Below are 23,509 nucleotides of genomic sequence, written 5' to 3' on the forward strand. Positions count from 1 at the left end.
TTACTCCTGAAATGCCGGCATGACCTCGGTGATGAAGCGTTCGAGCGACGCCTTCTTGCGCTCGAAACTCATGCCGGTGTCGATCCAGAAGGAATATTCGTCGTAACCGAGCGCCTCATAGGCCTTCAGCCGGTCAATGACGGTCCGGGCGTTGCCAACGACATTGTTGGTGCGCATGACCTGATCCGAAAGCATGGCGTTCGCTCGGATTTGCTCGTCCGCAATCCGTTCGATCAGGCCTTGGGTAACCGGCTTCTCATTCTTGAACCAGGCAAAGAAGTAGTTGTAATAAACGCTGAGTTCATGGGCCGCCTGGGCGACGTCGTCTTCCGACGAGCCGACATAGGTGTGGCGCAGCAACATGATCTTTGGGCGTTCGATATCCGGGTTCTTGGCGCAGGCATCGTTGAAGCGTTCCATCAGCGACTGAACCTCATCGTCACCCTGCCAGAGCGGTGTGACCTGAACGTTGCAGCCGTTGGCGACGGCAAATTCGTGCGAGTTCGGATCGCGCGCCGCGACCCAGATCGGCGGGTTCGGCTGCTGCAGCGGCTTCGGCGCCGAGGTGGTCGCGGGGAATTTGAAGAACTCCCCGTCATGCGCGTAGTCGCCGTTCCAGATGCCCTTGACCGCCGGGATGAGCTCGCGCATGCGCTGGCCAGCCCCCCAGGCGTCGAGACCCGGCAGCAGACGCTCGTATTCGAAGGAATAGGCGCCCCGCGCAATGCCGATGTCGAGCCTTCCGTCGCAGATGATGTCGGCCATAGCCGCCTCGCCGGCGAGCTTGATCGGATGCCAGAAGGGAGCGATCACCGTGCCCGTCCCGAGCCTTGCCCGCGACGTGCGGCGGGCGAGATCGGCAATGGTCACGAACGGGTTGGGTGCGATGGTGAAATCCATTCCATGGTGCTCACCGGTCCAGATCGCATGCATGCCGCCCTTGTCGGCGATCTCGCAGAGCGCGACGAATTCCTCGTAGAGGCTCTTATGGCTCTGGCTGGCGTCGAGCCGTTCCATATGGACGAAAAGGGAAAACTTCATGCTTTTGCGCCCTTGGCTGGAATGGGATGAATGGTGCCGCCGGTCTCGTCGCCGAAATAAACGCCGAAATTGCCGATCGAGCTTTCCATCGCGAAACGGTTGACGATATCGGCGGTCGAACTGGTCTTGAATTTGGCCGCAGCCAGCGCATCGGGTTTCACGAACCTGCCGCCGGCGGGCTCACCGTCTCCGGCAACGGCGTGATAGACGATGTGCTGCTTCCCATCGCTCTTGCCCTGATAGACCGAATAGAGAAAGCCGATGCTGACCTTCAACCCGGTGAGCTTCTCCAGATATTCCTGCAGCGCCTCGGTCGGGTTGCCGTCATGAGCGTCGACGCTCGGCAGGGAGAGCACATCGTCGCCGAGCAGAAAAACCTCTCCGCGGCGCTCGACGACGGCCGCAAGCTCGATATTGCCTTCGCTTGCCGCCGAAACCGCCTTGCTGGCGAGCGTCGGGGTGAAATAGCCGCCGCGTGCATAGCCGAGACCATTGCGGCCGCTATTGTCGAACGCTTCGATGCGCCCCATCAAAATAACGTGGTCGCCAGCCTCGACGACCTGATCCATGGCGCACTCGAACCAGGCCGCCACATTTGAGAAGATCGGGCAGCCGGCCGCCCCCTTATTCCATTCGACCGCTGCAAACCTGTCTTCGACCGGCCGCGCAAAAGTGTTCGACACGTCTTTCTGGGTTTCCGAGAGCACGTTGATCGCAAAATGCGGCGTGCCGGTCATGATGGCGAAGTTGCGCGACGTCTTGGCAAGGCAGACGAGGAGCAGGGGTGGATTGAGCGAGACCGATGTGAAGGAGTTCGCGGTGAAGCCAATCGGATTTCCATCCCCGTCGCAGGCGGTGACGACCGTCACGCCTGTGGGAAAAGCTCCGAACGCATCACGCAATGCTCTTGGGTCGACAGTTTGCATTGTCATCGTTCATCCTCCCCGAACGACAGCCACTCAGCGAGCAGCGAATTGACGATATCAGGTGCGGTCAGGTTCACCATATGGCGATGATCCTCCACGATACGGGCCCAGCCCCGGGGCGCGAGCGCCGCCATTTGCGTCGCCATCAAGGGCGTCGAATTCGGATCATCGGACCCCGTCAGGAACAGGGCCGGACCAGCCACGTCTTTCCAGCGATCGGCATAGGTCTCGTCTCCGCCGGCGAAGGCGGCGTAAGCGACAGCATATCCTTCCGGATCGACGAGGTTGAGCCATTTCCGTGTCAATTCCCGCGCAACGACGCTGTCTGCATCATCGCCGAACCAGCGCGCCAGGGGGCCTTCCTTGTCCACGCCGGTCACCGGAATGGCCGCGGCCCGTGCGAGCACGGCAGCCTTTGCTTGCGGGTCACGCCTGTAGACGCCGTTGAGGTATGCGACACGGCTGATACGTTCGCCGAACGTCGCCGCCGCCCCTCCCGATACCAGCGCACCCATCGAGTGGCCGGCAACATTCACCGTATCGATCGCCATCTCGTCGAGAAAGCGACCGAGCCAGGCGACGAACTCCTCGAGGCGGCTGCCCGGCGGCAGCTTTGCGCTCTCGCCATGTCCCGGCATGTCGACGGCGATGACGCGGTGGCCAGCCGACAGAAAGGCGATCTGCGGCGCCCAGGCTTCGAGCCGCATGCCGACGCCATGGATGAGAACCAACGGCTCGCCGCTGCCGGCCTCGTGATAGGCTGTTCCGCCTGCCGTCTTCTTTCGGGGCAGGTCACCGGCGGCGCTCTTGGCTGCAGCGGCGCCCGAGATCGATCCAGCTGTCAGCATCTCAGCGCCCACCCTTTAAACGCCGGCAGGATTGGCGACGTCCTGCCCCAGATCTTGCAGATCCTGGTAGCGGTCGCCGATGCGGTGATGAGGCCGCCCGCCGACCGAAGCGCCGAGCGCCACGACGATCTCGTCGGCGGCCGGCGCGTCGGGGATCGAGGTCTGGATGGTCAGATAGTGCGAACGGCGGCCTTCGTCGTTCTTGTCCATCAGCGGGATCATGATCGGCGCGTTGGCGGGGCCACGGGTGTTGCAGAAAGCGAGATAGGATTTGGCACCAACGGCATGGCGATAAAAGTTGCCGAAGCGCAGCGTGTGGATCAGCGCGGAGGCATGTTCGATCTCACCGTCGAGGCCAACGACGGCGGCCTTTCCATAGGCTTCGACAGCCTCGCCGGAACCGACCGCATCAATGATCATCTTGGTCAGCAACTCGCCGAGAACCGGAGCGCCCGCATGGATCTCAGGCTTGAGGTCTTCGACGAAGCCGCGGCCCGCCCAGGGGTTCTTCACGACAGCAAAAGCAGAAAACAGTCTTAGCGGCACCGCCGCGGCCTTGCCGCCTTCGATCAGCGTCGTTTCGATCTGCAGTCCCGTCTTGCGAATTTGAATGGCCATGAAACACCTCATTTTTCATTTTCGTATTATGGTATACCATAATATACGAGTGTCAACTTGGTTTCGACGAAGAGGAAATTCACGCCTTCGAAAGTGCGGAAGGGCTTATTTTTCAGCTTGTTTCAGAAACCCCAGCCGCCAGGCGTCGCAGCCGCGCGACACGTCAGGAAACCACGATTATCCCAATCCGTAAGATGCCGCCTTATGTATTATTGAATATGGCATACCATCACATCGGGCAAAGTTGAGGTCAAGCCTGGGCGCGCGGATTCTCCTGAATCTGCGGCGGACGGGATTATGAATGCAAACATGTTTTCGACAGAGGATCGAGGCAATACCGATTTGCCGAACGCCGATGAAGACCGGAGCGGGTCTCCGTCGCCGCCTATTCGGCAGGCTTCTGGGCGGAGAGAACAGCTTCGGCAATTGCGCTGGCGGCGGCGACATGATCCATCGCGGCGCGATAAGCCCCCTCGCCGTCGCCACGGCGGATGGCATCGACGATCTTCGACATCTGCAGCGGCCCCTCGATGCCGCGCCTTTCCGTCTTGATCGTCATCGAGCGCAGGTGGTTTATGCGCACAGTAAGGAGGTTGACGACGCCCCAAGCGACATGCCTGTCGACCCTGGTGAACAGCGTTTGATAGAAGGAGGAGGTATTGGTAAGCACAGCCGCCATATCGCTGTCGCGGTAGCCGTTGCGGATTGCGGTCAGGGATTCGTCGAGCGCAGCGACGATCTCGGGGCTGCCGCGCTCCGCACACAGCCGCGCCGCCATGCCTTCGAGCGCACCACGGATCTCATAGATCTGTTTGGCTTCCTCGATATCCAGCAGGGCGACGATCGGTCCCTTGTTCGGCAGATTGGCGACAAGCCCTTCCGATTCCAGGTGCCTCAGAACCTCGCGCACCACCGTTCGGCTGACGCCGAGCTGGGCGCAGAGGTCGCGCTCGACAAGGCGGTCTCCGGGGCGGAAATACCCGTTGACAATGGCTTCGCGGACCTTGTCGAGCGCCAGTTCCCGCAATGTCTTTGCAGGACGCTCGACTCTAATTGCGTCCTTCAGAACACCGCTCATGCTGTACCTCAGTATTGGATTGACTTCGCACGCTGAAATTCCCGGCGCAGCCGAATTCAGGAATCGTATTATGGCCTACCAAATACTGTAGCTGTCGGCGGCCAGCAATTCAACAGCACCGTGTCGATCCGCAGATCGTCAGCCTATGCCTCGGAATTAGGCCTTGCCCTGACTATCTCTTCGACCACGGCCTTCGCCTGCACCCGGATATCAGGGACGGCGGTGATCTCCCAGAATTGCCCCGCGGTTAAAGCGCCGACGGCAAACAGTCGGGCAGGCGTGATCCCAGACGGAGTCAGCACCTCGGAAACCGCATCCACCTGGATGCCGAGGCCGAGAGGATCGGGAACGATCAGCTGAAACCGGCTCATCTCCTTCAAAAGCGGCGAATGGTTGATTCCAGCACGCTCCATTCCGGTGCAGTTGACCAGCCAGTCTGCCCTGATCTCGGCGATCTCACGCTTGGCTCGTACCCTGTAGCCGGCGACGAGCCCGTCTTCCCAGGCGCCGAGCGTTCTCAGGAAGCCTGCATGGAAGCGAACGGTTCCTTCCGAGACCAGTTTTTCGAAGCCGGCGAACACGTCGGGCGCAACCCGATGGCGGTGGATGTTCCACCACGGGAGCGCATGCCTGAGGAACCTTGCCCGCTCCTCGCCCGGAAGCCGCTGCCACAGAGCCTGCGTGACCGGCCTCAGGCCATCCATCACGCTCCGCCAATCGGCGACCTCCCTGCTCTTTCCCCGCAAGATCTTCAACTGGCCGCTGATCGTAGCGGGAAGCGTCTGAACGTCGATCGGCAAGGGTGCCGGCGGCGTCCTGGCATGTCCGAGCGGTGCCAAGCCACGCCGCGAAAGCACCTCGATCCTGCCTCTATGGCCATGGGCGCGAAGGGCGAGAACCTGATCGATCATCGTCAGGCCGGAGCCGAGGATGCAGACCGCATCGGACGGTGCGACGCGCCTCAGCCAGGAGAGCCGCCACGGGTTCTCGATGATCCGTGAACGCAGAGATGACGGGACGCCAGCCGGATCGACCGGAAGGTTCGCGTTACCGACGCCGAGGCACAGCACGACATTCTTCCCGGCAATCTCGTCGCCGTTACCGAGTTGAAAGGCGAGCGTAGTCTTGTAGCGTTCCACGCATCCCGCCGCTTTGGCCTTGATGAAATCGACCCGGCAGCGGCCGTCCCGCTTCCGAAGCAGCCGCGCAAGCGTATCGCGGACATAAAGACCGTAGTCGCTGCGCGAGGCGAAATCGCCCGCCTGCAGCTGGCGTCCATGGCTTTTCAGCCAGTCGACAAAGTCCTCGGGATGATGGGGCAGCAGGCTCATGCGACCGGCGGGAACGTTGAGGCGATGGAGAAAGAGCTCCGTCCGATAGGCCGTTCCGCGCCCGAAACCGGGATCATCGCCGATGACGGCAACCTTCGCCGAAGCGGGAAGCTGCTCGATGAGATTGCAGGTCACAGCTATCGCTGAAAAACCGGAACCGACTACGATCACATCGTATATCAACGCATTCTCCCTGAAGCCTGGCAATCTTTCGTCATTCGGGTCCTGCCGTCACTCGCCGGTCCAACAGATCGCACAAGCGGCAGAATCACGAAAACAATTATCTGTATAGTCTATAAATATAGTTTGTTATTTCTCCCGCCAGCCCTTTCTCAACCTTAGGCTTTTGAGGGTGAGATTATGGAGCCGATCGGCTCTCAAACAACGGGGCTCAAGATGAATTTCAGAAATTTGGTTGCCGCAATTGCCGTCAGTGTCGGCACTCTGGCAACGGCAGTCGTCGCTGAAGCGGCGGATAAGAAGGTCGTCGTCGGCTATCAAACCGATGCCTTGCCGTCCTCGGTGGCGATCGCAAACGGCGAATTCGCCAAGGATACCGGATACGACATCGACTTCCGCAGGTTCAATTCGGGCGCCGAAATCTTTGCGGCCATTGCCTCCGGCGACGTACAGGTCGGCTATGTCGGTTCCAGCCCGTTTGCGGCTGCGGTTTCGCGTGGGCTGGAGGTCAAGGCCTTCTACCTCGCTTCCATCTCCGGCATCGACGAGGCTCTCGTTGTGCGCAACGGCTCCGGCATCGAAAGCCTGAACGATCTGAAGGGCAAGAAGCTTGCCGCCGCGCCCGTTTCCACGGACCATTATCAGCTCCTGGCGCTGATCAAATCGCTGGGTCTGACCGAGAAAGACGTTCAGGTCTTCGCAATCCCGCAGCCGGAAATCGTTGCAAGCTATAATCGCGGCGATATCGACGGCGGTTTCGTCTGGGATCCGGCTCTGACCGAACTCAAGAAGACCGGAAAGGTTCTGGTGACCTCCAAGGACGTCGCGGACAAGGGCGCACCGACATTCTCCGCCTGGGTCGCGACCTCGGCGTTCGCGGCCGACAACCCGGAATTCCTGAAGGGCTTCGCCTCGGTCATCAACAAATACTACGCCTCCTTCGCCTCGGACAAAGCCGCCTGGGGTCCCGACAGCGACAACGCCAAGTCGCTGGCCAAGCTTCTCGGCGGAACGGCCGAGCAGCAGGCCTCGGCCCTGAAGAACCTGACGCTGCTCACGCCTGAGCTCCAGGCATCGGACGCCTGGCTCGGCGGCGGCGAAAAGGCCGGTGCTGCCAAGATCCTCCAGGACACCGCATCGTTTCTGAAGGGTCAGGGCAAGGTTTCCGACGTGCTGACAAATTACGGCGCCTTCGTCACCGCAGACGCGCTTACCGGCGTCAGCAACTGATCCTCCCCGATACCGGCGCGCTGTTGCCGCGCCGGTATCGAACCTGCGAGCGCCACCATGCTTAAAGTCGACCACGCCAGCGTTTTCTTCGCAGCCCGCGACGGGCGGACCGTCCACGCGCTCGACCGCGTTTCCTTCGATATTCCCGAACGGGGTTTCGTCGTTGCGCTCGGGGCATCTGGATGCGGCAAATCAACCCTTCTCAACGCGATTGCCGGTTTCCTGCCGTTGTCCGATGGCCGGATCACGCTCGATGGCCGCGCGGTCGAACGGCCGGGCGCCGATCGCGGCGTCGTCTTTCAGAAAGATGCGCTGCTGCCCTGGAAATCGGTGACCGACAATGTCGCGCTCGGCTTGAAATTTGCCGGCGTTAACCGAAGGGAACGGCAGGCGCGTGCCCTGGAACTGCTGCGGCTCGTCGGCCTCGACGAATTCGCCGGCGCTTTTCCCTACGAGCTGTCCGGCGGCATGCGCCAGCGGGTCGGCATCGCCCGCGCTCTCGCAACAAATCCCGACATTCTGCTGATGGACGAGCCGTTCGGCGCGCTCGACAGCCTGACGCGCGAGCAGATGCAGGAACTGTTGGTATCCATCTGGGATAAAACCGCAAAGAAGGTTTTCTTCATCACCCATTCGATCGAAGAGGCCCTGTTTCTGGGCACACAGGTGCTGGTCATGTCGCCTCGGCCGGGGCGCGTCGTCGCCCGCTTCGATCTGGATTTCGTCCGCCGCTTCGCCGAGACGGGCGATGCCCGGTCGATCAAGGCGTCGCCGCAATTTGCCGAGCTGCGCGAGGAGATCCGCGCCATTCTCCACAGCAGCGAAGACTTGAGGAGTGCGGCATGAGCGATATCGTGCAGACATCGCCGGTAGCGGCGCGGAGAGAGGACGGCCAGGTCAAGCTGGTGAAGATGGCAAGCTTCGGCGCCGGCGAGAAATCGACGGTGGCCATCAGCATTGCAAGCGCCCTGGCGATATTGTTGATGTGGTGGCTGGTATCCGCGCTCGGCGTTGTCCCGCATCTGTTCCTGCCGCGTCCGGATGAGGTGCTGACGCAGATCGGCGCCATTTATCGCGACGGCTACGCCGGAGCGTCGCTGTCCGAGCATGTTTTTGCGAGCTTGTTCCGCATCGTGGTCGCAGCCCTCATCGCCGTTTCCGCCGGCATTCCGCTCGGATTGCTCATGGGCCTGAACCGCTGGGCAAAAGGGGTGCTCGACGCGCCGATCGAGTTCTACTGGCCGCTTCCGCCGCTCTCCTACCTGCCGCTCATGATCATCTGGCTCGGCATCGGCGAGACGTCGAAGATCACGCTGCTGGTGCTTGCGATGTTTGCGCCGATCTGCCTCTCGGCCCAGGCCGGCGTCCGTTCGCTGCCCATCGAGCGGGTCAATGCCGCGCGTTCGCTCGGCGCGAGCCGGCTCCAGCTCTTTTTGGACATCGTCCTGCCATCCGCCCTACCCGAAATTCTCACCGGCATCCGCATTGCACTTGGTGTCGGCTGGGGCACGCTGGTTGCGGCTGAATTGATTGCCTCGACGCGCGGGATCGGCTTCATGATCATGTCGGCATCGCAGTTCCTGGCAACCGACGTCGTCTTCGTCGGCATCGGCATCATAGCGATCTGCGCCTTCACCTTCTCGGCCGCCATCCGTTTCCTGGAGACTTACCTTGTGCCCTGGAAAGGCAAACTCTGAGGAAATGCACCCAATTCAAAACGTCAAGCGCCGCGGGTCTGAAAAGACGCGCGGCGCTTGACGGCTTTGCGTGACCCCGTTGAAGCCATGTATCGAGAGGAGTTCGGCTGCGACGAGTTCCTGAAGCCGCCACAAATTGCGATCGCGGATGCCGCGTTCTTCCGAATGCTTCACCGTTAGATACAGATATTCGGCGCAGGAACCCATGTGTCCGCAGGCTCGCGCAAGCACGTGCGCCACCACCTCCAACGGTAATCTGCGGGAAACGCGTTCACCCTTCGGGCCGGCCCAGAAGACCAGCGCGCGCACGAAGCCATGTGCGGTCTCGACAGGAATCCAGCGAACCGTCGCCGCATCTTCGATCGTGCCGACCTCCCGGCGGATCAACCGCCGAATCTGGCCAAGGCGATCGTCATCGGCAAGCTTGAAAAGGATGCCGTTGCAGCGTCCGCCGCGATCAAGCGCCATCATGAGGCCAGGCTGGGCCCGTGTTCCCCGCCAGCGGGTCATCTTCAGGCAGAAGGACCGATGCCAGCCTCGTGCTGCGCCCCGCTGCCATTCGACGGCATCGAAGTCCGGCTTCCATATCAATGATCCATAGGCGAAAACCCAAAGCGGCGCGCCATCGGATTCATGCAGGAGCCTTCTCGCGAATATCTCCAGCTCGGCGTCGGTAAGCTGTGTCCGCTGCGGCTCGGGGCCGGGGTCGAGCTCAGGGCGAAGGCTGAGCGACACGAGTTCGTCCGTGAGAGCCATCCCTGCCGCACCGTGCATTCGAACCTCGCTTGGTCGCTTCAAGTCCTGCTTATGCCCGGTGACATCGCTCACTTTTCAATGCACCGTAAATCTGGCCGCGTCGGCCTGCCGTCGCTGCAGGCTGCGGATCAGCATCGCGGCCTCCCTGACGATCGCCGAAAATGTCGTATCGTCGGCCTCGGCGATCCTCTCCGTCATCTCGCGGATGATCGTCGTCAGATGAATGATCGAATGACGATGCTGCGGATCTTCCGATCCCATTTCGGCATCGGCCATCGCGAGCAGCGTCTGCACCAATCGCTCCATCGTTTGCCGGCGTCGGCTTCTCGGATCGCTATTCGGATCTTCGCTGAGGCGCAGGAGATCGTCGACAATGTCGGACATTCCGTTTCCGCTCACATTGCAAAAGCCGGCCGCGGGGAAACGCTACGCCTTCGATCGCCAGGACGCGTCTTCAAGGCTTCCAGCAGCCGGTAACCGGTTCGCCAGCGGCCAAAACCGCTGGCGATATTGATGTGGCCGGCAAGACCGATATTCCTGGTCTCTGCGTTCCACAGGCGGCCGAACAGGGTCAACCGATCGACCGTCATGTAAGCATCGTTCATGCTGCCGACGACGATGCTTGGAAACGGCAAAGGCGCCGTCGGCATCGCGCCAAACGAGATATGCCCGGGATGCAGATTTTCCGTGGCCGGCAGATCGCAGGGAGCAACGAGCAACGCCCCTTTGACGCGCCGTGCAGCGCTTCGTCCGGCCAGCCTTGCGGCGAGAAGGCATCCGAGACTGTGTGCAACCAGATAGGCCTCACCCGCCTCTTCGAGCGCGCTTTCCAACCGCGGCAACCAGTTGTCGAGGTTCGGACGATCCCAGTCGTCCTGGACGACGCAACGGCTCCCCGGCTGATCCTGCAGCCAATGCTGTTGCCAATGCCCCTCTCCCGAGCCGAAAAGTCCTGGAACAATAAGGAGGTCGCTCATTGGATCAGACCGATCACCAGGGCAAACAGGAAGGTGAAGGAGCTGACGGTCGTGCAGATCCCGGCCGCATGCCTGAATTGCGACATGACGCTTCCCGTTGCTCTTCCCGTATCGTGCCGACGGAGGCCGGTCTCGACGACAATTGCCATTACACCACCGTCCTCAATACCAAAGTCCGGGCATGGTGCCCCAATAATGGAGTTCGTATTCGCGCGCGGACCGGTCCCGCTCTTCGTCCTGGGAGAACAGTTGGTTCTCCCGCAACAGGGATGCGGTTGCGGGTTCCCGCGCTTTCGTCTCGAGCAGGCTGACGACCGCGCGCCTCAGCCAGAAATGGAAATCAAGCTTCATGCGAACCTCCTGTCAGAGACCGATAGGTTAGGAAATCAGCGAGTGACGTTGCGCGTTGGCAAGAAGATCGCGAAGCGATGCAGTCGGTCCATAGAGCATCAGCAGGCGGTTCTCTTCCCGCTTGACGAGGCGATATCGTCGAGCGAATTCAAAGACGCTCCAGATTTGCTCGCTTGACCCCGGTCTTTCCGCATCGCTCATCGTGGCCTCCTGAGATCGAACCATGGCGACGATCCCTATTTGGCGGCCGCTATTACCGGTCTTGCCTCAGGGAAGAAGGCCGCCAATTCGCCGATGACTTCGCTGATGCGGCTCGAAAGCGCCTCTGATGAGACTGCATAATCCGCGAAGTCGCGATCGGACGCATAAACAGCCGTCGGCAGCGTATGAGACATGAAAAAACCAAACAGCGGCCGAAGCTGATGCTCGACCATCAACGCATGCCGGTCACCGCCACCGGTCGCCGTGATGATGATCGGCTTGCCCCGAAGTTCGTGGGGGTCGATCAGGTCGATCAGGTGTTTGAAATGGCCGGGATAAGATCCCTTGTAGGTTGGCGAGCCGATGATCAGGGCATCGGCCTGAACGATCTCGTCAACGACTTGCCTGGCCTGCGCGTCGAGATCCTTGCGCCACAAGGCGCTGCCCAGCGACGGACCGACATCATGCAAATCATAGGTCTTGCTCGTAAATCCGTAGCGAATGCTCGCACGTTCGGCGACGTGCCGCACAAGTGCCAGTGTCTTTGAAGGACGGTTGAAGCTGCCAGCGATGCCGACGAGTTTGAAACCTGACATGGTTTTTTCCTCTCCTTGGATTGCTCCAACTATTGTCTACAAAATTCATAGATTAAAGGAATGTGCATCTCTCCTTCTTCGCCTGGTTGAAAAAAACGTTCACCGCCGCTCCGGCACGCATAGGCTGCATGGTCATCCTCACAACGGATTGGCGATCTGGCGACCATTTCGGCATCTGTGCGAAGACGCCTTTTTTGGCATGGGCGCGCTGATGCGGACGCCACCATGATGTCGCGCGCCTGGCAAGACGCTCCTGCGAACGGCCTGCGATAAATGGCTTTGCCGCAAGGTTGAATATTATTGGTATAAGATTTCCAGTTCGGCGGAACGATTGGATGACACGCCCTGCCTTTTCCGCCGTGGAAAATATACGCTCCTTATAGATTTTAGCGGGAGCTTTTCATGCCAGTGCAGACGGCTGATGTCATCGATTTCCAGGCTTACCGGCAATCGCGCAGCAAAGATGCGCGTGATGCGTTGAAGGCGACTGCGCCCGTATCCTTTGCGATGCAGCCCGTTCTGATGTGGGTGCCGTATTGGGGTTTCGTCCCGGTCATGGCAATGGGCGTTGCGGGATATGGCGTCTGATCAAGCGCTTCTTCCCGACGGCGAAGCGAGAGACACCGCCGAAGAGATCACGGTTCAGACGGGACAGAATTTGCGGCGCATTCGCACGCGCCGCGGCTATTCCCTGGACCGGCTGGCAAAGATCGCCGGCGTCAGCCGCGCAATGCTCGGCCAAATCGAGACGGGCAAAAGCAGCCCGACGTTAAGCATCCTCTCGAAGATCGCGCTTGCCCTCGGTATTCCCTGCGCCGCATTGATCGCCGAACGCGGCGAAACCTCGATCATTGCCGTGCCTCGGGCAAGATCGAAAATCCTCGCCTCTTCGGAGGGGCGCTTCCAGACACGGGCTCTTTTCCCCTTCGAAGGCGAGCGGAGGATGGAATTCTACGAACTCAGGATCGCTGCGCATCATACCGAAAGTGCCGATCCCCATCAGCATGGAACGGTAGAAAATCTGGTCGTTGCCCAAGGCACCGTCGAAATCATCGCCGGTAAGCAGGCGCCGCATATCCTGGGTGAAGGCGACGCCATCATCTTCGATGCAGACGTGCCCCATATCTACCGCAACATGACGGGGACGGAAGCGATCCTCTACCTGGTGACGACCTATCTCGAAGATGTTCGCGTCTGACGCAAAAGAGCCCCCGTCTCCGGAGGCTCCTGGTCATTTTCTTTCAGAGGCGGATGGCTTACGCAGCCATCATGCAGCACATCATCATGCCGCCGCAGTTCATCATCACGGGCATGCCGCCGGACATCATCGACATCATGCGCTTGCAGCATTCCATGAACATGTCCTTGTCCATGCCTTCCATCGGCTTCATTTCGCAGACCATGCCCTCGGCAGTCATGCTGCACTTCATCGCGCCCATCATCATCATCATCGGCATCGAGGCCATCATCGGCATCATAGCGCCATTCATCATGGGCATGCCGCCCATCGGCATCATTCCACCCATCATCGGGTTCATCATGGCGGGCATCATGTTGTTCATCATCGGCATCATGTTCATGGCGGGGTTCATTGTTTCTCTCCGATCAATACAGCGGCGTTTCGCGTTTCAATGAAGCGGGAGATAAAAGAACTAATTGCAGCAAACAATGTAAAAAAATCTTCCCATATCTTTTCCTCCAATAGAATGGAACGGTTTCGGTGGGATTGCGCAATCTTGCCAAGATAACGGAATTCCGTCCGCTATCATCGCTTGAGCAGAGCGATGCTCGCTTCGCCGGCCAACGCTTCGCGCGAGGCACCTCGGCAAAGGGCGATTGGACTCACCCTCAGCAAAACTGAGCGTGGCCATGGCACTGGCGGCTCAGCCGGTGAGCATCGGATGCGATGGCGCCGTACCTGTTATGAATGACGGGGATGCGTCGGATCGTCGTGCGGCTTCAGGAAAAACCGACGCGCGATGTCCCAATAGCCATCATAGACAAGCCCGCCATTCGAACGGACGAGCGTTTCGCGGTTTTTGCGATAGACCGCTGGGAGGCGATACCAGGAGATGCCCGGCCGGCGATGATGGAGAACGTGCAGATTGTTGTAGAGGAACAGCAAGCCGAAGAGATGGCTGTTTTCGACGATGGCGGTGCGTTCCTCATGGCTTTCGGCATATCTGTGCTCTGCATAGGATCTGAGCCGGGTCATCGCAGCACCCGTATAGACGAAACCGAGATAAAGCCAAAGCGGCACGCCGCAAACGACCATCGCCCAGAAAAGGACGGCGGCAACGGCGATGCCGTGCATTGCCCACATCCGCCGTCGTCCCGGTTCGTTCGCCCGTATCTGCTGCCATTCCTGTCCAAGGAAACTCAACAGCATGACCGCAGGACCGATAGTCAAACGGCCGAACAGGGTGTTGTTCCACCGCGCCAGCAATCTGCCGGTGGCGCCGAGCTGCTCCCAGGTAGCCTTGGTAAAATAGGAGGATTCCGGATCTTCGATCGGATCCGTCAGATATTCGTCGCGATGATGCTCCAGATGGCTTTCCCTATAGATCGGATAAGGCAGCCACAGCGACAGCGGTATCGACCCGATGGTGTCGTTTATCCTTTGGTTTCCTGTCGGATGGCCGTGAATGACCTCGTGCTGAAGGGATCCGTGCCAGGCAATCAACCAACCTCCGGCGATGACGACCGCAATCCACGGCAATGATTGCCACCACCAGGTGAGCGCAAGAAATCCGCCATGGATGATGAGTGCGAGAATGACGGTTGGCCATTCCGTCGAACGCGACGGAAGAGTGGTTCCGGCGGCCTGCGAAGTCCTGTTGAGCATGCGTGTGATTTTTCCCCATCAACCACACCAATCTATCGCCGGGCACCGGCGATAGGGAATAAAGACTATCTATTTTATAGGCTTATCTGAAAAAATCCGTCTCAAACCCATCGGATTGCTCGCTCGAGCCTAAGGCCTGTCGCCGCGAAGATGGCGTTCGAGGAAAGGCAGATTGTCCTGCCCCCAGTAAATCTCTCCGTCATAGACATAGGTGGGAAAGCCGAAGACGCCGCTGTCGCGGGCATGCACACGGTCTGCCGACCACTTGTTCCGGACATCGTCATCGGCTTGCCGCCGGAGAAGCGCTGCGCCATCGAAACCCGCAGCGGCAACGATCGCCTCGCGCACGTCGGGCTTGCCGATATCCCTCGCCTCGCTCCAGAAGGCATGCTGCAGGGCCCTCGTAACACCGATCCAATCCTGCCCGTCGAGATAGGCGGCAATCACGAAGAGGGAGGCTGGCGTCGGGTCGCTGAGTTCTGGGCGGTGTTCGAGCCGCAAATCCTTGCCGTGCACGCGCGCCCAGCGTTTGAGGTCCCGCGTCCAGTAGGCGCGCCGGATCTCCGGACGGTTGCGTGAGAAGATGCCACCATTTTCCTCGACCACCGTCGTCAGATAGGGTGTGATGACGACGTCGTTCTCTGCGGCGAGTTCGGTGAAGGCGTCGAAGCCGATATAGGACCAGGGGGATCCAATCGAAAAGAAGTATTCTACCGTTCTGGTCACTGATGGCGTTCCTCGTAGATGATCGTTCTGGCGTCGAATAGGGCATCGGCTCGGTGGCCTTCAGGAAGCGGCCCGAGATTCCGGCCGCGCTTTCCATCCGAGTTCCGGTGCGACGGTTGTGACGAAGTCGTGGAGGATCTGGCGATATTCCTCGTGCTCGAACTCGTAAGGAAGCTCCAGCCGCAACTCGCTGACGTCAGGCAGGATCGGATCGGCGAAAAGCTGCTCCAATATCTCGTCCGACGTGCCGATGACATCGCGGGCGAACAAGGTCCGCCGTTCGCCCTGGGGCGAAAGCGTCCGTTCATGGCGGCCCTCGGCATAATCGCGGTAGCGGCGGCGCGTGACCGCGTCGGCACTGTCGAAAGGCACGATGACGCGGCCGAGCGCGACGCGCCGCGCGGTTCCGGCGGCGCGATGGGTTTTGATCAATCTGGATTGAGCGACGAAGAAATCGTCCGTCCCCTCACCCGTTATCACGTTGCCGGTCAACAGGTTGAAGCCATTGCGGCCGGCCCATTCGGCCGAGCGTTGCGACCCGCCGCCATACCAGATCCGGTCGATCAGACCCTTGGCATAGGGCTGCAGACGCGGCCGCTGCTGCCCGAAAGGCGTCTTGATAAAAGTCTGCTCGTCGCCGAGATAGGTGCCGCGCAAATTGCCGGCGAAGCGTAGTACGCGATCATGCGAGAAATCGTAACCGGCCCAGTCACCGTCGAACACGAGCGGGGCAATCAGCTCGGCATGCAGCGGCCGGCCGGCGCTGACGCCGATATTCAGCCGCCCACGCGACAGAACATCGACGGTGGCGAGATCTTCGGCCAGCCGGTAAGGGCTTTCATAGCCGATCGGAATGACCGCGGTTCCAAGCTCGATCCGGCTGGTTCGCTGCGTCGCCGCCGCCAGGAAGGCGCTCGCGGAAGAGATTCCAGGCTCCAGGTGCCGCTGGCGGACCCAGGCGCTGTCGAAGCCCAGATCTTCGCCATACTGCAGTTGCTCAAGCGTCTGCTCCAATCCCGACAGCGGATCTGCGTCGGGATAATTGCCAGGGGTGAGGAAGCCGATATGGCTGATGGATATGTTGCCCACTCGTGCCATCCGATGATCAGTATCCCGGCAGGCCGGGTGGATTGGTCTCGGATGCTGGCAAGGCCTCCTCGGAAAGATGCCAGTGGTCGAGGATTTTTGCGTAGGTGCCATCCTTGATCAGGCCGTTGGTGGCAGCAGTCAGCGCATCGGCCAGCCCGCTTCCCTTGCGGGTGGTGATGGCGACATCCGAGCGATCCGGCCAGCCGGCACTCAGCGTGCCGACGCGCTTGATGTTCTTGTCGCGCGCGGCGATGAAGACGAGCTGGGCATGCGGTTGGACGATGACATCGGCCCGGCCGGACCGCAGCGCGAGAAGGCTTGCCGCCTCGTCGTCGTAATATTGCAGCTCGATCGGTTTCAGGCCCGCGGCGACATCTTCCTCGCTCCACTTCACCAGGATGCGCTCCTGGTTGGTGCCGGCCCCGACGATGATCCTCAGGCCCGCCGCATCCCTGGGTTCCTTGATCGAGGTGATGGGACTGTCGGATTTCACGAAGAAACCGTGCAGACCCTGGCGGTAGGTGGAGAAATCGAATTTTTCCTTGCGCTGCTCGGTGACACCGACATTGGAAATGACGGCATCATACTTGCCCGAGGCGAGGCCGAGCGGCCAGTCGATCCAGGCGACCGGCACGATTTCCAGCGTCAGGCCGAGACTGTCGGCGATGGCGTAGGCATAGTCGGGATCGGCCCCGACCACGGTCTTGGCATCGGTGGCATAGGTGGCAAGCGGAGGACCGCCGGGGCTGACGGCAATGGTGAACTTGCCTGGCGTGACGAACTTGAAATCCCTAGGGACCGAGCCAATCGCCGCCTCGTTCCGGGCGGCATGCAGCCTGCCCGGCTGTTGCGGGCTGAGATCGAAATCGTCGGCCGAATGGGCCGCGCCGAAGCCGGCCAAGGCAGACGTCAGCGCCGCAAGCAGCAAGGCGCGGATTGTCGAGAAAATCGTCACGTTCGATATGTCTCCATTTGCATTGAGAAGCAGCGCCGGACCGGCGTCGAACGCCGGTCCGGCGGACAATATCAGGAACCGCTCTTAGGCAGGCCGGGAGGATTGGTCTTTGCTTGGTCGATCGCCTCGGGGCCAAGATTCCAAGTATCGAGGACCTTCTTGTAGGCTCCACTGGCGATCAGGTCGTTGACAACATCGGTCAAGGGAGCCGCCAGACCGCTGCCTTTGCGCGTCGTGACGGCGATCTCGGCGGTGATCGGCCAACCGCCGCTGACGGTGCCGACGAGCTTGGTCTTGCCATTGATGCCTGCCGAATAGGCCTGCGTCGCGTTGACGCTGAAGACGGCGTCGGCTCTGCCGGACTGGACGGCGAGATCCTTGACCGCATCGTCGTCATAATATTGCACCTCGATCGGCTTCAGGCCCGCCGCGACGTTCTCGCGGTCCCATTCCAGCAGGATCTTCTCCTGGTTGGTGCCGGCATCGGTGATGACCTTCAGCCCGGCAATATCCTTCGGCTGCTTCAGCGCCGTAATCGGGCTGTCGGCCTTGACGTAGAAGCCCAGCTCGTCCTTGCGGTAGGTCGAAAAGTCGAATTTCTGCTTGCGCTCTTCCGTGACGGTCACATTCGAGATCACCGCGTCGAACTTTCCCGATGTCAGCCCCAACGGCCAATCGGCCCAGGCAACGGAAACGAGTTCCAGCTTCAGCCCCAGGCTGTCGGCGATCACCTGCGCCAGATCGACGTCATAGCCGATGACCGTCTTGGAATCGGAGGCGTAATCATGCAGCGGCAGATTGCCGCTCGAGCTGATGCCGACGGTGAAGACGCCGTTTTCGACAAACTTGAAATCCTTGACTTCGGCAATGCGTTTCTCGTTCTTTTCCACCCGCAGCCGGTTCGGCTGCTCTGGGCTGAGATCGAACTTCTGCTGTGCCTGGGCCGACCCGAAACTGATCGCACCGATGGTGACGGCTCCCGCTATGAGAAGCCTTGCTCTATCTGCAAATGTCATGTCCCGTCTCCATTTTCATCTTTAGATTGTGGTTATTGTTATTCGACCGGAGCAGCCCGTCGCGGCCCGGCATTTCACCAGCGTTGTTCGGCGCTAGAGAACCTTGGCGAGGAATTCCCGCGTGCGGGGATGTTCCGCTTGGTTGAAGATGCGGGCCGGCGGACCGGCCTCCAGAATGCGGCCGCTTTCCATGAAGACGACGGTGTCGGCGACTTCGCGGGCAAAGCCGACCTCATGGGTGACGACGACGAGTGTCGTGCCGGTTCGGGCCAGTTCCTTGATGAGATCGAGCACTTCACCGACGAGCTCGGGATCGAGTGCGGAGGTCGGCTCGTCGAAGAGCAGCACCTTCGGGCGCAGCGCCAGTGCGCGGGCGATCGCCACACGCTGCTGCTGGCCACCAGAAAGTTGGCGCGGGTAAGCGTTGATCTTGTCACTGAGGCCGATGCGGGCCAGAAGCTCCTGCGCCAGCTGCACCGCTTCCTCGCGGCCGGCGCCGCGAACTTGGATCGGCGCCTCGATAAGGTTTTCAAGCACGGTCAGATGCGGGAAGAGATTGAAACTCTGGAAGACCATGCCGATATCGGCGCGGCGTTTGAGGATATCCTTCTCCTTGAGCTCGTAAAGCGTGTCGCCCTTCCTGCTGTAGCCGACGAAATCGCCGTCGACCGAGATGAAGCCTTCATCGACGCGTTCAAGATGGTTGATGGCGCGCAACAGGGTCGACTTGCCGGAGCCGGACGGGCCGAGAATGGCAGTCACGCTGCCTGAGGGCAGGCTGAGCTCGACTTTGTCGAGCACCTTCAGAGAGCCGAAACTTTTGGAGATGCTTTGGATGCGCACAGCACCGCCCGCGGCCCGCAGGACTGCCGCATCCTGGAAGCCAACCTTGCGCACAGCGTCGGCCGCCGGATCGAGGACGGGAAGCGGACGGCGGAAGCGTTCGAAGAACGCCTGAAAGGGCAGCGGAGTCGGATTGCGCACGGCGCCCTTGGAGAAATAACGCTCGATATAATGCTGGGCGATAGACAGCACCGTCATGATGATCAGATACCAGACGGTCGCGACCATCAGCAGCGGAATGACTTCGAGATTGCGGCGATAGATGACCTGCACCGTGTAGAAGAGTTCGGGCAATGCCAGCACGTAGACCATGGATGTGCTCTTCGCCAATCCGATGAGTTCGTTGAAGCCGGTCGGCAGGATGGAGCGCATGGCCTGCGGCAGCACGATGCGGAAGGCCTGGCGGCGGCGCGGCAGGCCGAGTGCGGCGGCCGCTTCCAGCTGCCCGTGATCCACCGAAAGAATGCCGCCGCGGACGATCTCGGCGAAGAAGGCCGACTGGTTGAGCGTGAGTCCGAGGAAGGCGGCGGCAAAGGGCGTCAGCAACTGCACCGTGGGATAGTCGATGAAGACCGTGCCGGTAAAGGGAATACCGATCCTGATCGTCTCATAGAGATAGCCGAGATTGTTCAAGATCAGCAGCAGCACGATCATCGGGATCGACCGCAGCAGCCAGATATAGCCCCAGGAAAGGCCGGATAGTAGCGGCGACCTGGAGACCCGGGCAAGCGCCAGAGCCGTTCCGAGAATGGAACCTGATATCGCGGCAAGAACGGTCAAAAGCAGCGTCCTGCCGAGCCCGACGAGCACCGGCTCGGCGAAGAACCATTCGGCAAAGACGTCCCAACCCCAGCGCGGATTGGTGAAGGTGGAATAGAGCACGGCAAGGATGACGATGGCGGCAAAAATCGTGCCTGCCAAACGGCCAGGATGGCGCGCCGGCACGATGCGATATCGGGAATAATCCTGCTTTGGTTCTGCCGTCCTGCTGCCGGGGTCGATGCCGGCGAAATCCGTCGTCAGTGCCATTGTGCTTCCCTTTTATGATTACCGGTCTTTGCCGCTCTCAGTGATTTGCGCCGGCAGCGTGCAGGCGTGGTTCGGCATCTTCGAGACCCGACTGCGCGAGATGGTTGATGTCCTTCTCGAAAGGCAGGCTCTTGTAGGTTTCGGGATCGGCGGAGGTGTCGAAGAGAGCCGTGTAGCCATAATTCAGGTAGAGGCCGACGGCTTCGGGCTGGCGGAAACCGGTCGTCAGATAAATGCGGGAATAGCCTTGGCGGGCAGCCTGGGCCTCCAGTTCCACCAGCACCCTGCGGGCAAGACCCTGACGGCGCAGATCGGAGCGCGTCCAGATGCGTTTGAACTCGGCCGTGCGTTCGTCATAGTTCTTGAAGGCGCCTCCGCCGATGGTTTCGCCATTGCGGATCAACAGGAGGAAATTGCCGTCAGGCGGCGCAAAGGCTTCGGGGGGATAGCGGTTCAACTCGGCCGCAGCACCTTCCGCATTGAAATAGGTGCCGTAGCGGCTGTCATATTCGTGGATCAACTCGTCGATCAGCGGCTTGGCGCGCGGGTCGATAGGGCTGGTATAAAGAAGCGTATCGCTCATTTCGTTCATCGCCCCTGATCATCAGTGAGGAAGGTTTCCGTGAGCCGCACCCAGTAGCGGGCGGCGGGCGCGATAATCGCGTCGTTGAAATCGTAGTGGGCGCTGTGGAGGGGAGCGCCGTCGCCGTTGCCGACGAAAAGGTAACTGCCGGGATTGGCCTGCAGCATGAAGGCGAAATCCTCGCTGGCGGTTCTTGGCCGGAAATCCTTGTCGATCGCCGCGGGGCCGAACGCGTCATATGCGACATCGCGGGCAAAGGCCGTCTCTTCCGGATGATTGACCAGCGCCGGGAAGCCGAGGCGGTATTTTACATCCGCCTCGGCGCCGAAGCTTTCGGCCTGGGCGCGGGCAAGGGCTGGAATACGCTCCTGCAATAGCTGGCGAACCGTCTCATTGAAGGCCCGCATGGTGAGCTTCATCTCGACGCTTTCCGGGATGACGTTGGAGGCGGAGCCCGCATGGATCGAGCCGACGGTCGCCACCGCCATGTCCTGCGGGTCGACATTGCGCGAGACGACGCTCTGCAGGGCGGTGATGAAGGAGGCCGAGGCGAGCACCGGATCGACGGCCCGATGCGGCTCGGCGCCATGACCGCCTTTGCCGATGATCTTGATCACCGCCTGGTCGACCGACGCCATGGCCGGTCCGGTAACGAAGCCGAATTGGCCGGTCGGCACACCCGGCCAGTTGTGCAGCCCGAAGACCGCATCGACCGGAAACCGTTCGAACAGGCCTTCTGCGATCATCTTGCGGGCGCCGGCGCCGATTTCCTCGGCGGGCTGGAAAATCAGCCTGAGCGTGCCGCTGAAATTGCCGCTCTCAGCGAGATAACGGGCGGCGGCGAGCAGGATCGAGGTATGCCCGTCATGGCCGCAGGCATGCATAACGCCGGGATTGCTGCTGGCATAGGCAAGGCCGGTTGCCTCCTCGATCGGCAGCGCGTCCATGTCGGCGCGGATACCGATCCGCTTTTGGCCATCACCGCGCCTGAGTGTGGCGACGACACCGGTGCCGGCAATGCCCGTCGTCACCTCATAGCCCCAGGCGGAAAGGCGGGATGCGACAAGCTTGCTGGTTCTCAGCTCCTGAAACGCAAGCTCCGGATATTGATGCAGGTCGTGGCGAAGCGCGATGATCTCATCGAGATAGGCGGCGATGCCCTTTTCGACCGGATCGTTGCTGCGCGGGTTCGGGGCGATGATGTTCATGACGCTTCGTCAGCGCCTCAGGCGCCGACGGCCTTTCCACGCTCGAGCTGATCGGCACCGGCCGCATACCGGCTTTCGCGGAAGGGTAGACCCAGATGGTCGCGCAACGTCTCGCCTTTCAGGACCGGGTCGAAATAGCCGCGCTCCGTGAGGATCGGCAGAACGTATCTGGAGAAATCGTCGAAGCCTTCGGCAATGACGGGAAAGCCGAGGATGAAGCCGTCGGCTGCGCCCTGATCCACCCAGCGGATGATCTCTTCGGCGATATGCACGGCCGTGCCGATGAAGGCGGTGCGCGGCGTTGCGGAATCAAGCGCGACCTGGCGCAGCGTCAGGCCCTTGTCCCGCGCCGTCCTCTTGATACGATCGGTGGTCGCGCGAAAATTGTTCCTGCCGATATCGCCGAGTTCGGGGAACGGCTCGTCGAGCGGATAGGCGCTGAAATCATGATGATCAAAGAAGCGGCCGAGATAGGCGAGCGCTTCCTCGATGGTGACGAGATTGCGGATTGCCTGGTACTTGGCTTCCGCCTCCTCGGCTGTCGCTCCGACGATCGGTCCGATACCGGGATAGATACCGACTTCGGCGGTGCTCCGGCCATGCGCAATCACGCTGTCCTTAAGCTGTCGATAAAAGCCTTGAGCCTCCTCGAACGGCCCGCCATTGGTGAAGACCGCGTCGGCATGCTTGCCGGCGAGCCTGATGCCGGAATCCGAGGCGCCCGCCTGGAAGACGACCGGTTGACCCTGCTTCGAGCGGCCGATGTTGAGCGGCCCCTCGACGCGGAAGAAACGGCCCTTGTGGTCGAGGCGGTGCATCTTGGTCTTGTCGACAAAGACGCCGGTCTCGCGGTCGCGAACGAAGGCGTCGTCGTCCCAGGAATCCCACAGGCCCTTGATCGCGTCGATATAATCCTCGGCGATCTCGTAGCGCAGTTCGTGTTCGGGATGTTCGCGGCTGTAGTTGCGCCCCGAGCCCTCAAGCGGCGAGGTCACCGCGTTCCACCCTGCCCGGCCGCCGCTGATGAGATCAATCGAGGCGAACTGGCGAGCGATGGTGAAGGGGTCGCTATAGGAGGTCGAGACCGTGCCGATGAGGCCGATTTTCGAGGTCGATGCCGCAAGCGCCGAGAGAATGGCGATCGGCTCGAACCGATTAAGGAAATGCGGGATCGATTGCTCGTTAATGTAGAGCCCGTCGGCGACGAAGGCGAAAGCGATGCCGGCCGCCTCCGCCTTGCGCGCCGTCTTGACGAAGAAGTCAAAATTGACGCTGGCATCCGCCGGTCCGCTTGGATGCTTCCAGGCGTTCATGTGACCGCCGGGGCCCTGCAGCATGATGCCGAACGTCACGTGTTTCTGAGCCATGGGATCAATTCTCCTTGC

28 protein-coding genes are annotated in these 23,509 nt (G+C 60.8%); 6 read left to right on the forward strand and 22 right to left on the reverse strand.

Translation table 11 applies throughout. The annotated features are described in order from the left end of the window. The 6 genes from RCCGE510_RS25965 to RCCGE510_RS25990 form a co-directional block, all read right to left on the reverse strand. Nucleotides 1-1,041 (reverse strand): LLM class flavin-dependent oxidoreductase, encoded by a 1,041-nt coding sequence (locus RCCGE510_RS25965; RefSeq protein WP_007634947.1) that lies wholly within the window; start codon nucleotides 1,039-1,041, stop codon nucleotides 1-3. Further along, nucleotides 1,038-1,973 carry a flavin reductase family protein gene (locus RCCGE510_RS25970; RefSeq protein ID WP_007634948.1) on the reverse strand — a complete coding sequence of 312 codons (936 nt, stop codon included), beginning with the start codon at nucleotides 1,971-1,973 and terminating at the stop codon, nucleotides 1,038-1,040. The genes RCCGE510_RS25965 and RCCGE510_RS25970 overlap by 4 nt, the downstream gene beginning before the upstream one ends. Then, a complete protein-coding gene (locus RCCGE510_RS25975; protein ID WP_007634949.1) occupies nucleotides 1,970-2,815 on the reverse strand; it encodes an alpha/beta fold hydrolase in 846 nt (281 codons plus the stop codon). Before RCCGE510_RS25975 ends, RCCGE510_RS25970 begins: the two co-directional genes overlap by 4 nt. 15 nt (nucleotides 2,816-2,830) lie before the next feature. Further along, nucleotides 2,831-3,433, reverse strand: a complete 603-nt coding sequence (locus tag RCCGE510_RS25980; RefSeq protein ID WP_007634950.1) for an amino acid synthesis family protein — start codon at nucleotides 3,431-3,433, stop codon at nucleotides 2,831-2,833. Between the two features lie 385 nt (nucleotides 3,434-3,818). After that, a complete protein-coding gene (locus tag RCCGE510_RS25985) occupies nucleotides 3,819-4,511 on the reverse strand; it encodes a GntR family transcriptional regulator (protein ID WP_007634952.1) in 693 nt (230 codons plus the stop codon). 143 nt (nucleotides 4,512-4,654) lie between these two features. Continuing rightward, nucleotides 4,655-6,025 (reverse strand): FAD/NAD(P)-binding protein, encoded by a 1,371-nt coding sequence (locus RCCGE510_RS25990; protein WP_007634954.1) that lies wholly within the window; start codon nucleotides 6,023-6,025, stop codon nucleotides 4,655-4,657. Nucleotides 6,026-6,238: 213 nt separating this feature from the next. Between RCCGE510_RS25990 and tauA the strand changes: the two genes are divergently transcribed. From tauA to RCCGE510_RS26005, 3 genes are read left to right on the forward strand one after another with little or no spacing between them, the layout of a single operon-like run. Beyond that, nucleotides 6,239-7,252 (forward strand): taurine ABC transporter substrate-binding protein, encoded by a 1,014-nt coding sequence (gene tauA, locus RCCGE510_RS25995; protein WP_037079953.1) that lies wholly within the window; start codon nucleotides 6,239-6,241, stop codon nucleotides 7,250-7,252. A 57-nt stretch (nucleotides 7,253-7,309) separates the two neighbouring features. After that, on the forward strand, nucleotides 7,310-8,098 hold the full coding sequence (locus RCCGE510_RS26000; RefSeq protein WP_007634958.1) for an ABC transporter ATP-binding protein: 789 nt from the start codon (nucleotides 7,310-7,312) through the stop codon (nucleotides 8,096-8,098). Then, nucleotides 8,095-8,949: an ABC transporter permease subunit gene (locus tag RCCGE510_RS26005; protein WP_007634960.1), complete on the forward strand. Its 855-nt coding sequence runs from the start codon at nucleotides 8,095-8,097 to the stop codon at nucleotides 8,947-8,949. Before RCCGE510_RS26000 ends, RCCGE510_RS26005 begins: the two co-directional genes overlap by 4 nt. 15 nt (nucleotides 8,950-8,964) lie before the next feature. Here RCCGE510_RS26005 and RCCGE510_RS26010 read toward each other — a convergent pair whose 3' ends face one another. Genes RCCGE510_RS26010 through msuE form a run of 7 tightly spaced genes read right to left on the reverse strand, consistent with a single transcriptional unit; the run spans nucleotide 8,965 to nucleotide 11,830 of the window. After that, nucleotides 8,965-9,777, reverse strand: coding sequence for a gamma-glutamylcyclotransferase (locus RCCGE510_RS26010; RefSeq protein WP_052029498.1), 813 nt, complete (start codon nucleotides 9,775-9,777; stop codon nucleotides 8,965-8,967). 3 nt (nucleotides 9,778-9,780) lie between these two features. Beyond that, nucleotides 9,781-10,089 carry a hypothetical protein gene (locus tag RCCGE510_RS26015; protein ID WP_007634962.1) on the reverse strand — a complete coding sequence of 103 codons (309 nt, stop codon included), beginning with the start codon at nucleotides 10,087-10,089 and terminating at the stop codon, nucleotides 9,781-9,783. An 11-nt stretch (nucleotides 10,090-10,100) separates the two neighbouring features. Continuing rightward, the gene (locus RCCGE510_RS26020) at nucleotides 10,101-10,682 is read right to left on the reverse strand and encodes an alpha/beta fold hydrolase (protein ID WP_007634963.1); all 582 of its coding nucleotides are present in this window, start codon (nucleotides 10,680-10,682) and stop codon (nucleotides 10,101-10,103) included. Beyond that, nucleotides 10,679-10,831, reverse strand: coding sequence for a hypothetical protein (locus tag RCCGE510_RS35270; RefSeq protein WP_007634964.1), 153 nt, complete (start codon nucleotides 10,829-10,831; stop codon nucleotides 10,679-10,681). The genes RCCGE510_RS26020 and RCCGE510_RS35270 overlap by 4 nt, the downstream gene beginning before the upstream one ends. A 13-nt stretch (nucleotides 10,832-10,844) precedes the next feature. Next, nucleotides 10,845-11,033, reverse strand: a complete 189-nt coding sequence (locus RCCGE510_RS26025) for a hypothetical protein (protein WP_007634965.1) — start codon at nucleotides 11,031-11,033, stop codon at nucleotides 10,845-10,847. Between the two features lie 27 nt (nucleotides 11,034-11,060). Next, the gene (locus RCCGE510_RS33755) at nucleotides 11,061-11,258 is read right to left on the reverse strand and encodes a hypothetical protein (RefSeq protein ID WP_081525791.1); all 198 of its coding nucleotides are present in this window, start codon (nucleotides 11,256-11,258) and stop codon (nucleotides 11,061-11,063) included. Nucleotides 11,259-11,269: 11 nt separating this feature from the next. Beyond that, on the reverse strand, nucleotides 11,270-11,830 hold the full coding sequence (gene msuE / locus RCCGE510_RS26030; RefSeq protein WP_007634970.1) for an FMN reductase: 561 nt from the start codon (nucleotides 11,828-11,830) through the stop codon (nucleotides 11,270-11,272). 402 nt (nucleotides 11,831-12,232) lie between these two features. On the opposite strand from msuE, the gene RCCGE510_RS26035 reads away from it, so the two are divergent. The 3 genes from RCCGE510_RS26035 to RCCGE510_RS26045 all read left to right on the forward strand — a co-directional run bounded on the left by RCCGE510_RS26035 (nucleotide 12,233) and on the right by RCCGE510_RS26045 (nucleotide 13,465). Continuing rightward, complete coding sequence (locus RCCGE510_RS26035) at nucleotides 12,233-12,418, forward strand: hypothetical protein (protein ID WP_007634971.1); 186 nt, start codon at nucleotides 12,233-12,235, stop codon at nucleotides 12,416-12,418. Then, a complete protein-coding gene (locus RCCGE510_RS26040) occupies nucleotides 12,408-13,028 on the forward strand; it encodes an XRE family transcriptional regulator (RefSeq protein ID WP_007634973.1) in 621 nt (206 codons plus the stop codon). Before RCCGE510_RS26035 ends, RCCGE510_RS26040 begins: the two co-directional genes overlap by 11 nt. A gap of 71 nt (nucleotides 13,029-13,099) precedes the next feature. After that, complete coding sequence (locus RCCGE510_RS26045) at nucleotides 13,100-13,465, forward strand: hypothetical protein (RefSeq protein WP_240539685.1); 366 nt, start codon at nucleotides 13,100-13,102, stop codon at nucleotides 13,463-13,465. Nucleotides 13,466-13,751: 286 nt separating this feature from the next. On the opposite strand, the gene RCCGE510_RS26050 is transcribed toward RCCGE510_RS26045, so the two are convergent. The 9 genes from RCCGE510_RS26050 to RCCGE510_RS26095 form a co-directional block, all read right to left on the reverse strand. Then, the gene (locus RCCGE510_RS26050; protein ID WP_007634975.1) at nucleotides 13,752-14,675 is read right to left on the reverse strand and encodes a fatty acid desaturase; all 924 of its coding nucleotides are present in this window, start codon (nucleotides 14,673-14,675) and stop codon (nucleotides 13,752-13,754) included. Nucleotides 14,676-14,804: 129 nt separating this feature from the next. After that, nucleotides 14,805-15,401 carry a DsbA family protein gene (locus RCCGE510_RS26055; RefSeq protein ID WP_007634976.1) on the reverse strand — a complete coding sequence of 199 codons (597 nt, stop codon included), beginning with the start codon at nucleotides 15,399-15,401 and terminating at the stop codon, nucleotides 14,805-14,807. Nucleotides 15,402-15,461: 60 nt separating this feature from the next. Next, nucleotides 15,462-16,499 (reverse strand): LLM class flavin-dependent oxidoreductase, encoded by a 1,038-nt coding sequence (locus tag RCCGE510_RS26060; RefSeq protein ID WP_037079718.1) that lies wholly within the window; start codon nucleotides 16,497-16,499, stop codon nucleotides 15,462-15,464. A gap of 7 nt (nucleotides 16,500-16,506) precedes the next feature. After that, complete coding sequence (locus RCCGE510_RS26065) at nucleotides 16,507-17,445, reverse strand: ABC transporter substrate-binding protein (protein WP_037079959.1); 939 nt, start codon at nucleotides 17,443-17,445, stop codon at nucleotides 16,507-16,509. 71 nt (nucleotides 17,446-17,516) lie between these two features. Continuing rightward, complete coding sequence (locus tag RCCGE510_RS26070) at nucleotides 17,517-18,461, reverse strand: ABC transporter substrate-binding protein (RefSeq protein WP_007634982.1); 945 nt, start codon at nucleotides 18,459-18,461, stop codon at nucleotides 17,517-17,519. 93 nt (nucleotides 18,462-18,554) lie between these two features. Continuing rightward, a complete protein-coding gene (locus RCCGE510_RS35990; protein WP_007634984.1) occupies nucleotides 18,555-20,333 on the reverse strand; it encodes an amino acid ABC transporter permease/ATP-binding protein in 1,779 nt (592 codons plus the stop codon). A 37-nt stretch (nucleotides 20,334-20,370) separates the two neighbouring features. Next, entirely contained in the window at nucleotides 20,371-20,925 is a 555-nt protein-coding gene (locus RCCGE510_RS26085) for a GNAT family N-acetyltransferase (RefSeq protein ID WP_007634985.1), read from the reverse strand. After that, nucleotides 20,922-22,124, reverse strand: coding sequence for a M20 aminoacylase family protein (locus RCCGE510_RS26090; RefSeq protein ID WP_007634986.1), 1,203 nt, complete (start codon nucleotides 22,122-22,124; stop codon nucleotides 20,922-20,924). Before RCCGE510_RS26090 ends, RCCGE510_RS26085 begins: the two co-directional genes overlap by 4 nt. Before the next feature lie 17 nt (nucleotides 22,125-22,141). After that, nucleotides 22,142-23,491 (reverse strand): LLM class flavin-dependent oxidoreductase, encoded by a 1,350-nt coding sequence (locus RCCGE510_RS26095; RefSeq protein WP_007634987.1) that lies wholly within the window; start codon nucleotides 23,489-23,491, stop codon nucleotides 22,142-22,144. Between the last annotated feature and the right edge of the window lie 18 nt (nucleotides 23,492-23,509).

Origin of the sequence: Rhizobium sp. CCGE 510 (assembly GCF_000292525.1) — a bacterium.
Lineage (GTDB): Bacteria > Pseudomonadota > Alphaproteobacteria > Rhizobiales > Rhizobiaceae > Rhizobium.